The sequence below is a fragment of the Variovorax sp. Sphag1AA genome, from assembly GCF_014192575.1.
GTDB lineage: Bacteria > Pseudomonadota > Gammaproteobacteria > Burkholderiales > Burkholderiaceae_C > Variovorax.
In genome coordinates this window covers 696,021-709,969 of record NZ_JACHYC010000002.1, presented here as the reverse complement: position 1 = coordinate 709,969, position 13,949 = coordinate 696,021, and the positions used below count along the sequence as shown (strand labels likewise).

Here is a 13,949-nt window from a genome sequence, read left to right as displayed (position 1 = left end):
GATGACTTTGCGCCTTCCTCTTTCGTTTCTTCTCGCTGCAGTAATCGCAGGCAGTGCGCTTGCGGCTGAGCCCGTGCCCTCGGCAACGTCGCCGACCAATCCGCTCGGCGGCAAGGCAGGCAGCGAGAAGGTCGCCCCCGGCCAGCCTCGCGTCATCTCGTGGGAAGAGCTGATCCCCAAGGACTGGGATCCGATGAAGGAACTCAAGGGCATGGACCTGAGCAAGCTCGACGACAGCGATCCGCGCGCGAACGAGTTGCTCATGAAGCTGCAGGACGTGTCGAACAACGCGCCCACCAACAAGGCGATGAACGGCGTCGAGGTCAAGATCCCCGGCTTCATCGTGCCGCTCGAGGAGAACAAGGGCGAGGTCACCGAGTTCCTGCTGGTGCCCTACTTCGGCGCCTGCATCCACACGCCGCCGCCGCCTGCCAACCAGATCCTGCACGTGCTGCCGAAGCAGGGTGCGAAGTTCCGTGCCATGGACACGGTCTGGGTCACCGGCAAGCTGCAGACCCTGCGCAACGATTCAATGATGGGCGTGAGCGGCTATCACATGACCGCCGACAGCGTCACCAAGTACACCGGCGGCGCGAAGTAGGCTGCCGGCGGTCTGGATCTAGAGCCGCTTCGTCATGAAGAGGCTGTTGGGGTCTTCGACATAGTCGCCGAACGGCCCGCAGCGCGCGAAGCCGAACGACTCGTAAAGCCGGTGCGCCGGCGCGAATGCCTCCACGCTTCCGGTCTCCAGGCTCAGCCGCTGATAGGCGCGCGAATTCGCTTCCGCAACGATGTGGTCGAGCACGGCACGTGCCACGCCTCGACCGCGATGCGCCTCTGCGGTGCGCATCGATTTGATCTCGCCGTGCGTGGACGAAAGCGCACGCAGCGCGCCGCAACCGAGCAGCTCGACGCCTTCCCACACCGTCCAGAAAGAGATGTCCGGCTGACGCAGCTTGTCGAGGTCCAACGCATGCACGCTCTCGGGAGGCGAGACCTCGTGCATGTTGCGCAGATGGTCTTCGAGCAGCGCGCGGATCTCGGGGCCGGAAAGATCGTCGAGCCGGATCTCCATGGTCACTGCTTGCCGATCTCGGTCAGGAGCCGCGTGACGAGATACAGGCGCGGCACGATCGAGTCGACCTCGATGTATTCGTCCTTCGCGTGATAGCCGAAGCCAGCGAGGCCGAAGCTTTCGACCACGGTGGCCTTGCCTGAACGGCCCGCGAAGCCCGCGTCCGTGCCACCGCCAGTCATGGGCGCCAAGGCAAGTTCGCGGTCGATCTCCTTGTAGATCCCCTGCGCCTTGGCTGCGAGCGCCGCACCCTTTTCGCCGGCCACGAATGCGGGGCGACCCACTTCGACCTTCAAGGTGGTTTCGGTGTCGGGGATCAGCTTGCCGCTCTCGATCTTGCTGCGCAGCGCGGCTTCGAGCTTCTTCTCGGCGCCGGGCTGCGTGATGCGGATGTCGCCCAACGCTTGCGCCTTGGCCGTGATCTGGTTGAGCGGGCCGTTCGCGCTGGCCACTGTCCAGTTGAGCGTCGCGCCGGGCGTTTCCTTCGGCACGTCCTTGGTCTGCAACATCTGGTAGGCCAGTTCGTAGAGCGCATTGCGACCGAGCTCCGGCGCGGCCCCGGCATGCGCTGCGCGACCTTTCACTTCCAGCGTGGCGGTCGCGATGCCGGCAGCGCCGAGCAGCAGCGCCTCGCCCTTGGCCACGGACTTCGCGGCCGTCGGCTCGAAGGACAGCACGACATCGTGCTGGTCCGCCAGCGTGGAGATCAGCTCGCCTGAACCGACGGAGCCGACTTCCTCGTCGGGATTGAACATGACGGTGAGCGTGTCGTAGTCACGCCACCCCGCGTCCGCCAGGATCTTGAGCGAGGCCAGCATCACCGCGATGCCGCCCTTGTCATCGGCGATGCCGGGGCCGTAGATGCGATTGCCCTCGACCTTGTAAGGCTGCGTGCCCAGGATGCCGGCCGGATAGACGGTATCCATGTGCGCCTGCAGCATGATCTTGCGCTTGCCGGTGCCCTTCAGCGTGCCGATCACGATGTCGGCGCCTGCGCCGGCCGTCGCCTTGCGCCGCTCGGTCTTGAAGCCGGTGCTCTTGAGTTGGCCCTCGACCAAATCCGCCATCTTCATCAGTCCATCGACATTGAGGCTGCCCGATTCGATGAGCACCATGCCCTTGAGGTTGTCGATGACCGCAGGCTGTGCCTTCTCGGCCGCGGCGAGCAACTTGGCGTCGGGCGCGGCCTGCGCCGCAGAACTCGCAAGGACAAGACCGCAGGTCAATGCCAGCGCCGCAAGAACACCGGGAAAACGTCGATTCATCATGAAGAACGAGGGGTGGTTGAAAAGCGTGGAGAAGCATATTTCACACCTCCCCCCGCACAAGCACATCCGGGACATGCGCGTCTTGCCCTCATGCGCGGGTTTCAACTAGGCACCCTGCAATCGCCCAACGTGCCACCATCGCAGCGCCATCACAAGCAATCCCAAACGACAGCAAGGAGAACAGCATGACCAGCCACGTCTACAAGCTCATCGAACTCACCGGCTCCTCCCCCACCAGCAGCGACGACGCCGTCCGCCGCGCCATCACCAAGGCCAGCGAATCGGTGCGCAACATCCAGTGGTTCGAAGTCACCGAAACCCGCGGCCACGTCACCGAAGGCAAAGTAGCCCACTGGCAAGTAACCCTAAAAGTAGGCTTCACCCTGGAAGACTAAAAAGCGAGCGCCACCAGAAGGGCGGCGCAATGCGCCCGCCCGTTCGCAGGCACCCGCGGAACCGGCTCCGCCGGGCCGCCAGGTGCGCCCCCTTGAGGGGGTGGAGAGCGACACGAAGTGCGCGAGCCTGGGGGTGGCCTCAATCCGGCGCTTGAATCACCCGATCGAACTCCTCGTCCGCCAGCACGTTGTCCGCATCGAGCTCGCTCGCGTCGGTCAGGTCGATGCCGGTTTCCTCCGAGAGTTCGGCCTCGAGTTCGTCTTCATCGAATTCCTCTTCCGCATCTTCGGACACGTTGTCTTCGGTCTCGTCGATCTCGGGTTCGTCTGCGGCTTCTCCGGTACGCAGAGGGGGGTCGGCGCTCTTCATGATCGGACTCCTGGCTGACTGACTAGTACATCGCGACGATGCACAGCCCAAGTGTGGGCCCAACAGTCAGAGTCGTCTTGTCAGCAAAGACGCAACAAGCGTTTCAGAACGTGATGATCCGGGCGTCACTCAATCGGAATGATCGTGCGCATGGTGTGCCTGATCGGCGTCGCCGTGCGCATGCGAGTGCTCGCCGTGGGCCAGCCGGCTCACCAGCGTCACGAGCACGATGCCGATCGCCAGCCACACGATCTGCATGGCCGTCTGCCGCGCGGGCAGGCGTTTCTGCAGCTGTGGAATCAAATCGGCGAGCGCCACGTAGACAAAACTGCTGGACGCGAGCACCAGAAAGTACGGCAGCCATTCGTGCAACCGGTCCACCAGCCACCAGCCGACAACGCCACCGAGCGCAGTCATGGTGCCGGCCAGCGACACCTTGACCAGTGCAGCGCGCTGATTGGCCGAGCTCTGGCGCAGCACGACCAGATCGCCGATGTGGTGGGGCACCTCGTGCGCCAGCACTGCGACGGCCGCGACCAGCCCGAGGTGCAGGTCGGCGATGAAGGCCGACGCTATCAGGATGCCGTCGCCGAAGCAGTGCACGCTGTCGCCGGTGAGCACCGCCCAGCCCCCGCTCTTGGGTGCGCCATGGGAATGCCCGTGGTGCGAATGCGCATGCTCGTGGTGATGGTCATGATCGTGGTCGTGACCACCTTCATGATGATGCTCGTGCCCGTGATGCCACAGCTCGGCCTTGTCCAGGAGGAAGAAGAACACCAGCCCGAACAGCAACACCGCGAAGAGCACGCCCGGCTCGATGTGGCTTTCGAAGGCCTCGGGCAGTAGGTGCATGAAGGCGGTCGCGAGAAGCGCACCCGCGGCAAGGCTCAGCAGATGCTGCGGGTTGACTCCGCCTTCGCCGGTGCGCACCCCCACGCGCAGCAGCAATGCGGCGATCCACACACTTCCGATGCCGGCGACGAGGGTCGCGGCGATGATGGCTAGCAAATTCATGACGGCTTGACGCTATTTGGCAAAACAAAAGCCGTCCATCGGACGGCTTTCGGTGGAAAGCGGCTGGAGGATGCGGCTTGCCACACCTTTGGCTACTGGCAGCCGGTCAGCCGGCCGCCAGTTCGCTTTTCATCTTATCAATCGTGTCAAGCGCTATGTGCGGCCGGGGATGAAGCCCCGTCGTAGGCGCGGTTTGCCAGCGCGGAAGCGAGCACCTGTGCCGGGTCGACGAGCCGCAGTCCACCCACGGCCACGGAGCCTTGCAGGCCCAGCGGGATCTCGGTGCATCCCATCACGATGGCCGCCTCGCCGTGCCGCCGCGCGAGGTGCAACGCGACTTCGCTGAAGCACGCCTCTGCCAGCGCCATGTCGCCGGCCTTCACACCGTCGTAGATGCCCCGCATGAGGAGACGCCGCTCGTCGGCCAGCGGCAGGTGGCAGCGCAGGCCGGCGTCGGCCATGGCGTGTTCATAGAGGCCGATCCGGTAGGTGCCTTCGGTCGCCATCAGTGCCACGTCGCGCACGCCCTGCGACGCGAGATGTGCCGACACCTCGCGCGCGACGTGGAGCAACTCGATATGCGGAAAACGCGCCTGCAGCGTGTCGTGCCACGCATGCGCGGTATTGCAGGCGATCGCCACCGCGCGGCTGCCCAGCGCGGCCAACCTGCCCAGCGCCTGCAGCATCGGCTCGAGCGGCTGGTGCGCACCCTGCGTGGCGGAGTCGATCGCGCCCGTGCGATCAGGCACCGGCACCTGCGCCAGCCAGTGTTCCGGAAAGGCCTGGTCCCGCACCGGCTCGCCCCGCGCCTGCATCAGGCGCGCGCATGCCTCGACGAAGAGGCGCACGAAGTCCGCCCCAGCGGCAGGCCCCATGCCTCCGAGAATGCCGACGGTCCGCGGTGCGAGCACGATGCGCCTCCGGTCAGGTCGCCGGTTTGTCGCTGGGGGTCTTGATGTTGTCGCGCAACTGAGGGCTCATCGGCAAGCCGAGCGCCGTGCCCCGAGGCGGGATCGGTTGCATGAACCACTTGTCGTACATCTTTTCGAACCGGCCCGATTTCATGAGGTCGATGATGGTGTCGTCCACCACCTTCTTGAAGGCAGGATCGTCCTTGGGCAGCATGCAGCCGTAGGGCTCGACCTGGAGCGAATCGCCGACGACTTCGAAGTCGGCCGGATTCTTGGCGTTGGCGATCTGGCCGAACAGCAGGATGTCGTCCATCGCGAACGCCACGGCGCGGTCGCTGTCCAGCAGCAGGAAGGCATCGGCATGGTCCTTGGCAAGGATGATGTCCATGCCGAGGTTGTTGTCGACGTTGTACTTGCGCATGACGAGCGCATTGGTGGTGCCGGTGGTGGTCGCGACCTGCTTCTTCGCGAGGTCACCGTAGTTCTTGATGTGGGAGGCCTTCTTCACCAGCAGCCGCGTGCCGGTATAGAAGTGATTGATCGCGAAGGCGACATCCTTGCCGCGCTGGGTGTTGTTGGTGGTCGATCCGCATTCGAGATCGACCGTGCCGTTCTGGATCAGCGGGATGCGGTTGGCGGAGGTCACCGGCACCAGCACGACTTCGAGGTTCGGCTTGTTGAGCTTCTTCTTGACCGCATCGACCACTGCGTTCGACAGCTCGACGGAAAAGCCGACCGGCTTGCCGCTTTCCAGGTAGCTGAACGGCACCGACGACTCCCGGTAGGCCAGCGAGATCTTGCCGGAATCGGCAATCTTGGCCAGGGTGTCGGCCGCTTGCGCGCCCGTTGCGGCGGCGGCGAGCAGGACGGCGGTCATCAGTGCAGATAGCTTCATGCGAGCCCTTTCGATGGTTTGAATGTGAAACGGAGTGTAGGAAGCACAGCCTCGTGTTCACAATTCCTTTTGCTGCGACGCCCATGACCAAAAGTTATGGGCAGGGTATCCCATGAGGTTTGGCTATGGGCTGACCTGCTTTTGGCATTTCCCGTGACGATCGGCCCGGCCTAGAGTCGACGCATCCAGAACAACAGAGAGGAAAGCGTCATGCACGTGAGCGTGCTGGGTGCCGGCATCGTCGGCCTGGCCACCGCCTGGCAACTGAATCGCCAGGGCTTCGAGGTGACCGTGATCGATCGCGCGGAGCCCGGCGCCGGCGCCAGCGGCGGCAATGGCGCACAGCTCAGCTACTCGTACGTGCAACCGCTGGCCGATCCTTCCATCTGGAAGCAGTTGCCCAAGCTGTTGCTGTCGCCCTCCTCCCCGCTCAAGTTGCGCCCGCAGCTCGATCCGCTCCAGTGGCGCTGGGGTCTTGCCTTCCTCGCCGCGTGCAACGCGAAGACCTCGCGCGAGACCACCGCGCAACTCCTGACGCTGGCGTCGCGCAGTCGCATCGCCTTCGAAGAGATGCGCGCCGACGTGCAGCCTGATTGCGACTTCTCGGCCACCGGCAAGCTGGTGCTGTACGCGAGCGAAGCATCGCTCGACGGCGCGCGCAGTCAGCTCGAGTTGCAGCGGGCCATGGGCAGCGAGCAGCGACTGGTGACGGCGGACGAATGCGTCGGGATCGAGCCGGCGCTCTCGGACTACCGCGACCAGATCGCCGGGGCGATCCACACGCCGAGCGAATGCGCGGCCGACTGCCTCAAGGTGTGCACGGCGCTCGAACAGGCGCTGCGCGCGCGAGGCGTTCGCTTCGTCCTCGGTACCGAGGTGGACGGTTTCGATCTGCGCAATGGCCGCGTCGCAGCAGTGCGGACTTCGGGCGGCGACGTACCCGCCGACTTCTGCGTGATGGCGCTGGGCACCGCATCGCACAAGCTCGGTGCGCAGTTCGGCACCTATCTGCCGGTCTACCCGCTCAAGGGCTACAGCATCACCCTGGATGTGAACCCGGCGCCGGGTGCCGCGCCACACGTCAACGTGACCGACAGCGCGCGGAAGGTGGTCTTCGCGCGGATCGGCTCACGCCTGCGGGTGGCCGGGATGGCGGAGCTCGTTGGCCACGATGCAAGCATCCCGGCGACGCGCATCGAGACGCTCGCGGAAGCGACGCGCGCCGTGTTCCCGAGGGCGAGCCGCATGGAATCGCTGCATCCGTGGACCGGCATGCGCCCTGCGACGCCGACGGGCGTGCCGATCATCGGCAAGGTGGCCGGCGCACCGTCGAACATGCTGTTCAACACCGGCCATGGCGCACTAGGCTTCACGCTGGCCTTTGGATCGGCACAGCAGATTGCCCAGGTGCTCGAGAAGAAGCGCTGAAAGCGCCCCCGATGCTTACTTGGCCGGTGCGCTGCCCGGCGGGAAGCCGGCGAACATCTTGTCGAGGGCGGTCTGCAGCAACGCGTTCATGCGGGCGGGATCGTCCTGCAGGGTGCCGCTCGCGGTGCCACGCCACAGGCCGCGCTTGGTGGTGCCGTCGAAGAGGTCGACGACGAGCGTGCCAACCTCAAAGGTGTCGACCGTCGTCGTGGAGTTCGGTGCCGCGGGGCCGAACCCTCCCCAACCCATGTAGCCGACGGTCGTTGTGTTAAAGACCTGGCGCTCCTGGCTGGTCACATGCGCGGCCACGTGCACCTCGCCATTGGGTGCGAGCTTCCATCCCCGGGCCTGCAGGCGCGAATCGATGCCGTCGACGATGCGCTGCTGCATCAGCGGCGATCCGCCGTCAGGCTTCGCCACCCAGCTGTAGGTCTTGAACCGCGAGAAGTTCACACCGGGATCGAAATCGGTCTTGACCGTGGGCGTGGCTGCACAAGCCGACAGAAGCACCGCGAAGACGAAGGCGACGAAGCGTCCGACCATGTTGACTCCAGTAGTTGCTGAGGCCGGGGCAGTTTAGCCCGGCATCCCCGCAAACCGAACCGCGTCATTCAGGCGAGCGTGAAGACGAGGACCGAGTTGGTGCCACCGAAGGCGAATGAATTGCTGATCGCCGCTTCGAGCTGGGGAGCCGATGCCCCAGCCTGCGGAACCAGGTTCAGGCTGCAGGCCGGATCCATCTCGGCGCAGTGCGCATTCGGCGGCAGCTCGCGCCGCTGCAGCGCCAGAACAGTGATGGCGGCCTCGAGCGCGCCAGCGGCGCCGAGCAGATGCCCGTGCAGCGCCTTGGTCGAGCTGACGTGCAGTTGATCGAGATCGTCGCCCCAGACCTGCGCCAGGGCATCACGCTCGACCACGTCACCGATGCGAGTGGCGGTGCCGTGCGCATTGCAGTAGCCGATGTCCCGCGGCTGCAGTCCGGCCTGGCGCAATGCCTGGCGCAGCGCGCGCGACTGACCCGGTGCGTCGGGCTTCGTGAGATGGGTTGCGTCGCAGCTCTGGCCCCACCCGGCCAGCAGGGCACGGAGATTGGCACCACGGCGGCGTGCGCGCTCCGCGGATTCAAGCACCAGGAAGGCCGCGCCTTCTCCGAGCGCGAACCCGTTGCGGTCGCTCGCGAACGGGCGAACGGCCGAAGCCTCTTCGCCGGGCGCGACCGCCGCGAGCGTCTGCATCGCCTGCCATGCGAGAACCACGCCGGGCACGATCAGCGCTTCGCTGCCGCCCGCAATCGCCAGATCGACTTCGCCGCGCTGCACCGCTTTCGCGGCTTCGGCAATCGCGAGGCTTGAAGACGCGCATGCGACGGAGTACGTCAGCACCGGCCCGTGCACGCCCTGCCGCATCGCCACATGCGAGGCTGGCGCGCTGGGCATGAAGGCCGGGATGGTCAGCGGCGGTACGCGCCCATTGCCGCGATAGGCCGTCTCCAGCGCCGTCGCGCCACCCATGCCGCAGCCAGCGAACACGCCGATGCGCTCGGGGTCCACGTCGGTGGCCTTGCCCGCGTAGCCTGCGTCACGCATCGCCAGGTCGGCGGCGGCGACGGCCAGCTGGCTGACGCGGTCGACGCCAGCGAGCTGCAGCTTGGTGAACCAGCGCAATTCGTCGAATGCGGCGGTGGCCGCCGCGGCAGGCTTGGGGAGTTCGGGGAAGACCGGTCGCAGCGCGGACTCACCGCGCATCAGCGCATCGAACATGGCCTGGGGTTCGTCCCCATGTGGCGAGACGATGCCGATCCCGGTGATGGCGACTTCGGTCACGCTGATGTGGATTGCGAGGCTCTCACCTTGTCGACCACGGCCGCGAGTTGGGCCAGCGTGTCGATCGTGGGATCGTCGTCGGGCATGCTGATACCGAAGTGGTCTTCGATTGCAAAGACGAATTCGACCAGCGCCAGCGAATCGAAGCCCTTTTCGCGCATGGAAGCGTTCGGGTCGAGTTCCGCGGGCTCGATGCCGTATTTCTCGTGGATGAGATCCTGAAGTTCCTTGAGCGAACTCATTTGTGCGGTGTCAGTCGTCATGTTCTGTCCATCGACCGGTCCCGCCGATGGCACTGTTGGTGGTTGCTGCGGTGGCTCAACCCCTCCTGGGAAGGCCGCGATCGACCCGCTGGCCATGCATTTCCATGATATCCGCTCCGGCGCGATGGATTTGCGTCGGACGGGGCCGCCAATACAGCGACGGGATCGCGAAAGCAATGCCCAGGGCGGCGCCCGCGACCGCATCCAGCGCGACGTGCTGGCGCGTTGCCAGCGTCGAATAGGCGATCGCGAGGAACCACACACCATTGATCAACCGCAGCCACGTCGGTGCACGCACCACCCTGAAGACGTGGTCCACCCAGATGGCGGTGAACATCGCCACGGCCACGTGCATCGAAGGACAGGCATTGCCCGCCGCATCGACCCCGCGAAGGATCTCGAAGCCCGGAAAATCTGTCGGGTCCTTGGGAATCGTCGGGATCTGGGTAGGCCAGAGATAGAAGAAGCCGAGACCGGTCAGGCATAGCGCACCGACCCAGATGCCGTAAGACAGCAACTCCTTGAACGTCAGTTGCAGCCCCGGCGCCACGCCGACATAAACCCAGAGCGAAAAATAGGCGATCAGCGCCGGCGGCTGGAAGGGAATCCAGCGGTCGAGCGCCGTGAGCGGCATCACCGTCACCGGGCCGGACGGCTCGCGCAGCAGGTGGAAATAGCCGATGAAGAAGATCCAGGTCCACACCGTGGTGCCGACCACTTTGAGCGGCAGATAGCGGCGCATTCGCAGGCCGAGGTCGGCAGCCCAGTGCGGGGACGGGTGGGACTCGAGCCCCGGGCGGGATGGATTCATGCAGGTCGGCGTGTTCGTTCGGTCAGGCAGCAAGCATGCCCGTTGCACCGCCCGAACGACAACGCAGACCTACAGGATCAACAGCGCACGAAAGTCGTTGACGTTGGTGTGCGTCGGTCCTGTGACCAGCAGGTCCCCGATCGCATCGAAATACCCATAGGCGTCGTTGCGGTCGAGGTGATCCGTGAGCTTGCGGCCGGCGGCTTCCGCGCGGCTGAGCGTGTCGGGCGTCACAAAGGCACCGGCATTGTCCTCGACACCGTCGATCCCGTCCGTGTCGGCGGCGAGCGCCCATATGTTCTCGCGGCCGGCGAGCGCGCCCGCGAGGCCCATGCAGAACTCGCCCGCACGGCCGCCGCGACCTTTGGCCTGGCCCGGCTGGCGCGGGCGAATCGTCACCGTCGTTTCGCCGCCCGAAATGATCACGCAAGGCTTGGCGAATGGTTGGCCGCGCATCGAGACTGCGCGTGCCAGCGCGCCCTGGACCTTGCCGACCTCGCGCGACTCGCCTTCCATCTCGTCGCTCAGGATGTGCGCCTCGATGCCGGCGGCGCGCGCTGCGGCGGCGGCGGCTTCGAGGGACTGCTGCGGCGTGGCGATCAGGTGCGTCGCGTGATGCTTGAAAACCGGATCGTTCGGCTTGGGGGTTTCGAGCGCGCCGCTCTGGAGCGCGGCCCGCACGACAGCGGGCACCTCGATGCGATAGCGGTCGAGGATCGCAAGCGCCTCCGCGCAGGTGGAGGCGTCGGGCACGGTCGGCCCGCTCGCGATCACCGCCGGATCGTCACCCGGCACGTCGCTGATGGTCAGCGTGACCACCTGCGCCGGGCCGCAGGCCGCCGCGAGCCGGCCGCCCTTGATGCGCGACAAATGCTTTCGCACGCAATTCATCTCGCCGATATGGGCGCCGGATTCGAGCAGTTGCGTGTTGATGCGCTGCTTGTCGGCCAGCGTCAGGCCTTCGGCCGGCAGCGTCAGCAGCGCCGAACCACCGCCGGAGATCAGGCACAGCACGAGGTCATCCGCCGTGAGTCCCTGCGTGAGCGCGAGGATGCGCTCGGCGGCCTTCATCCCGGCTTCGTCGGGCACCGGATGGGCGGCTTCGACGATGTCGATGCGCTGCGGCAGCCCGTCCGGGCGCGGGGGGATGTGCCCGTAGCGCGTGACGACGAGCCCCGACAGGGGCGCATCGACGGGCCAGAGCGCCTCCAGCGCCTGCGCCATCGACGCGCCCGCCTTGCCGGCGCCGAGCACCAGCGTGCGACCCTTCGGCGGCTTGGGCAGGCACGGCCCCATGCTTGCGAGCGGCAAGGCACGCTCGACTGCGACGCGATAGAGGTGCTCCAGGAATTCGCGCGGCGCGCGCTGCGGATTCGGGGCGGGTGATGTGTTCAGCGGGTTCATGATTTCCCCTTGTCTCCTTGTCGGCCCCCAGTATCCCGCCGCTAACGCACGGCCTGGGGCGTTACTTGGTACTTGCGCCGCCTTCGAACCACTTCGCGATCAAAGCGCGCTCTGCGTCGGTGATGCCGGTGGCGTTGTTCATCGGCATGATCTTGGTGACCACCACCTGCTGATACACCGCCTGCGCATGTGCGGCCACCTGGTCGGGTGCATCGAGCCGCACGTTCTTCATCTGCACCTGCGCCCCGTGGCACATGTAGCAGCGCTGTTCGAGCACCTTCTGCACTTCGCCGAACGAGACCTTCTGCGCTGCGGCGCCCGGTGCGGTTTCAGCGGCAGGCTCGGGCCTCATCCAGACGATGGTGAGACCCAGCACCGCGATGCCGAAGAGCGCATACGGCAGTGGATTGCGCGCATTGCCCAGCTTGAAGCGATGGCGCACCACGAAGAACTGACGAATAGCCGCGCCGCCGAGCATGATCAGCAGCAGAACGATCCAGTTGTATTTGCTCGTGTACGTGAAGCTGTAGTGGTTGCTCAGCATCGCGAACAGCACCGGCAGCGTGAAGTAGGTGTTGTGCACGCTGCGCTGCTTGCCGCGAGCGCCGTGGATGGGGTCGACCGGTTTGCCCTCACGCAGTGCCGCGACGTTCTTGCGTTGGCCAGGAATGATCCAGAAGAAGACGTTGCCGCTCATGGTCGTGGCCATCATCGCGCCCACCAGCAGGAAGGCCGCGCGACCCGCGAACCAGTGGCAGGCGAGCCACGCCGCGAAGGCGATGAAGACCGCCACCAGCACGCCGACGATGGTGTCGCCGTTCTTGCGCTGGCCGAAGATCTGGCAGATGCCGTCGTACACCATCCAGAACACGACGAAGAAGGCCAGCGCGACTGCGATGGCGGCGCCGGGCTGCCAGTCCATCTTTGACTTGTCGATGAGGTAGGTGCTGGCGTTCCACAGGTACGAGACGGTGAAAAGCGCGAAACCGGTCAGCCAGGTCGAGTAGCTCTCCCAATACGACCAGTGCAGGTGGTCGGGCAGCTTCTTCGGCGCCAGCGCGTACTTCTGCATGTTGTAGAAGCCGCCACCGTGCACCGCCCATTGCTCGCCGCCGACGCCCTTGTCCAGGGATTCCTGGTCCTGCGGCTTCTCGAGGCTGTTGTCCAGCATCACGAAGTAGAACGAGGCGCCGATCCAGGCGATCGCGGTGATGACGTGGACCCAGCGGAGCAGGAGATTGGCCCAGTCGAGGTAATAGCTTTCCATTTGGCTTCAACCCTTACGGCGTGTGGGAACGCCGTGGTGTTCCGGCCTGCTCACCACTGCGGGCGCTGTAAGCAGAGTTATTGCCGCGAACGAAAGGCACCTTTCGGCTCCTCGCTCCGCTGCGGCTTGTAAACCGAAGTGTATACAGTTTTGCAAGAATGTCATCGGGTTCAGGCACCGGGATGTGTGCAGGAAAACCCTGATCACCCTCACGCGGAATACAGGGATTGCAACAACTGTGCCGCCACCGCCACCGCGATGACCTCCGGCTCCTTGCCGGTGATGCCTGGCACGCCGATCGGGCAAGTGACGCGATCCATCTCGTCCGAGGTGAAGCCGCGCGCTTCGAGCCGGTGGCGGAAGGTCGCCCACTTGGTCTTGCTCCCGATCAGGCCGATGTAAGGCAGATCGTTGCGCTCGCGCAGGCGCTTCAGGCAGGCGATCACGATGTCGAGGTCCTCCGCATGGCTGAAGCTCATGATCAGCACGCGCGTGCCGGGCGCCAGGTCGGCGACAGCCTGCTGCACGGGATCGGAATATTCGGTCTCGATCTGCGCGGGCAGCGCATCCGGGAAGACGCCGTCGCGGCTGTCGATCCAGCGCACCGAGAACGGCAGCGTCGAAAGCAGCCGAGCCAGCGCCGCGCCGACGTGGCCGCCACCGAACAGCGCGACGGGTTCGAGATGCGCGAGCAGCTCCTTCTGGAGCAACTTCGCGTCCGAAGCGTCGATTCGTCGGTAAGAAAGAAAAACCACGCCGCCGCAGCACTGGCCAAGACTCGGTCCGAGCGGATAGCGGCGAATGCCTTCGATGGCCGGCCCGCCGGTGAGCCATGCGCGTGCTTCCTCCGTCGCCTGGAATTCGAGCTGCCCACCGCCGATGGTCGCCGTCAGGCTGTCGGCCCAGACGGCCATCCACGTTCCGGCCTCGCGCGGCGCCGAGCCCTGCGTCGATTCGACCCGCACCAGGATTCCGGGCTCGCGCTTCAGTCGCGCGAGGAGTTCATCGACCGCGCCTGTCATCGG

At 65.6% G+C, this 13,949-nt stretch carries 16 protein-coding genes; 3 read left to right on the top strand and 13 right to left on the bottom strand.

The window, feature by feature from the left end; all coding sequences use genetic code 11:
* Position 1 precedes the first annotated feature (1 nt).
* Positions 2-601, top strand: a complete 600-nt coding sequence (locus FHW64_RS09875; RefSeq protein WP_184525507.1) for a DUF3299 domain-containing protein — start codon at positions 2-4, stop codon at positions 599-601.
* Positions 602-619: 18 nt separating this feature from the next.
* On the opposite strand, the gene FHW64_RS09870 is transcribed toward FHW64_RS09875, so the two are convergent.
* Together FHW64_RS09870 and FHW64_RS09865 are read right to left on the bottom strand one after the other, a co-directional pair.
* The gene (locus FHW64_RS09870; RefSeq protein ID WP_184525505.1) at positions 620-1,075 is read right to left on the bottom strand and encodes a GNAT family N-acetyltransferase; all 456 of its coding nucleotides are present in this window, start codon (positions 1,073-1,075) and stop codon (positions 620-622) included.
* Between the two features lie 2 nt (positions 1,076-1,077).
* Positions 1,078-2,343, bottom strand: a complete 1,266-nt coding sequence (locus FHW64_RS09865; RefSeq protein ID WP_409350608.1) for a glutamate carboxypeptidase — start codon at positions 2,341-2,343, stop codon at positions 1,078-1,080.
* A gap of 185 nt (positions 2,344-2,528) precedes the next feature.
* Here FHW64_RS09865 and FHW64_RS09860 point away from each other — a divergent pair, with 185 nt between their 5' ends.
* The gene (locus FHW64_RS09860) at positions 2,529-2,738 is read left to right on the top strand and encodes a dodecin (protein ID WP_184525501.1); all 210 of its coding nucleotides are present in this window, start codon (positions 2,529-2,531) and stop codon (positions 2,736-2,738) included.
* A 139-nt stretch (positions 2,739-2,877) separates the two neighbouring features.
* Here FHW64_RS09860 and FHW64_RS09855 read toward each other — a convergent pair whose 3' ends face one another.
* From FHW64_RS09855 to FHW64_RS09840, 4 genes are all read right to left on the bottom strand, one after another.
* Complete coding sequence (locus FHW64_RS09855; RefSeq protein ID WP_184525499.1) at positions 2,878-3,108, bottom strand: hypothetical protein; 231 nt, start codon at positions 3,106-3,108, stop codon at positions 2,878-2,880.
* 129 nt (positions 3,109-3,237) lie between these two features.
* A complete protein-coding gene (locus FHW64_RS09850) occupies positions 3,238-4,122 on the bottom strand; it encodes a ZIP family metal transporter (protein ID WP_184525497.1) in 885 nt (294 codons plus the stop codon).
* A gap of 146 nt (positions 4,123-4,268) precedes the next feature.
* Positions 4,269-5,033 carry an aspartate/glutamate racemase family protein gene (locus FHW64_RS09845; protein ID WP_409350607.1) on the bottom strand — a complete coding sequence of 255 codons (765 nt, stop codon included), beginning with the start codon at positions 5,031-5,033 and terminating at the stop codon, positions 4,269-4,271.
* A gap of 13 nt (positions 5,034-5,046) precedes the next feature.
* Positions 5,047-5,928, bottom strand: coding sequence for a transporter substrate-binding domain-containing protein (locus FHW64_RS09840; RefSeq protein WP_184525495.1), 882 nt, complete (start codon positions 5,926-5,928; stop codon positions 5,047-5,049).
* 210 nt (positions 5,929-6,138) lie between these two features.
* Here FHW64_RS09840 and FHW64_RS09835 point away from each other — a divergent pair, with 210 nt between their 5' ends.
* Positions 6,139-7,356 carry a D-amino acid dehydrogenase gene (locus FHW64_RS09835; protein WP_184525493.1) on the top strand — a complete coding sequence of 406 codons (1,218 nt, stop codon included), beginning with the start codon at positions 6,139-6,141 and terminating at the stop codon, positions 7,354-7,356.
* 15 nt (positions 7,357-7,371) lie between these two features.
* Here the strand turns inward: FHW64_RS09835 and FHW64_RS09830 are convergent, their stop codons facing one another.
* The 7 genes from FHW64_RS09830 to xdhC form a co-directional block, all read right to left on the bottom strand.
* Positions 7,372-7,899 carry a DUF4136 domain-containing protein gene (locus FHW64_RS09830; protein ID WP_184525491.1) on the bottom strand — a complete coding sequence of 176 codons (528 nt, stop codon included), beginning with the start codon at positions 7,897-7,899 and terminating at the stop codon, positions 7,372-7,374.
* 68 nt (positions 7,900-7,967) lie between these two features.
* Positions 7,968-9,179 (bottom strand): beta-ketoacyl-[acyl-carrier-protein] synthase family protein, encoded by a 1,212-nt coding sequence (locus FHW64_RS34710; protein WP_311733276.1) that lies wholly within the window; start codon positions 9,177-9,179, stop codon positions 7,968-7,970.
* A complete protein-coding gene (locus FHW64_RS09820; RefSeq protein ID WP_260303729.1) occupies positions 9,176-9,442 on the bottom strand; it encodes an acyl carrier protein in 267 nt (88 codons plus the stop codon). The genes FHW64_RS34710 and FHW64_RS09820 overlap by 4 nt, the downstream gene beginning before the upstream one ends.
* 55 nt (positions 9,443-9,497) lie before the next feature.
* Positions 9,498-10,253 carry a phosphatase PAP2 family protein gene (locus FHW64_RS09815; RefSeq protein ID WP_184525489.1) on the bottom strand — a complete coding sequence of 252 codons (756 nt, stop codon included), beginning with the start codon at positions 10,251-10,253 and terminating at the stop codon, positions 9,498-9,500.
* Positions 10,254-10,322: 69 nt separating this feature from the next.
* Positions 10,323-11,657, bottom strand: coding sequence for a glycerate kinase (locus FHW64_RS09810; protein WP_184525487.1), 1,335 nt, complete (start codon positions 11,655-11,657; stop codon positions 10,323-10,325).
* Between the two features lie 61 nt (positions 11,658-11,718).
* Positions 11,719-12,924 carry a urate hydroxylase PuuD gene (locus FHW64_RS09805; protein ID WP_184525484.1) on the bottom strand — a complete coding sequence of 402 codons (1,206 nt, stop codon included), beginning with the start codon at positions 12,922-12,924 and terminating at the stop codon, positions 11,719-11,721.
* Positions 12,925-13,133: 209 nt separating this feature from the next.
* On the bottom strand, positions 13,134-13,946 hold the full coding sequence (gene xdhC, locus FHW64_RS09800; RefSeq protein WP_184525483.1) for a xanthine dehydrogenase accessory protein XdhC: 813 nt from the start codon (positions 13,944-13,946) through the stop codon (positions 13,134-13,136).
* Positions 13,947-13,949: the final 3 nt, after the last annotated feature.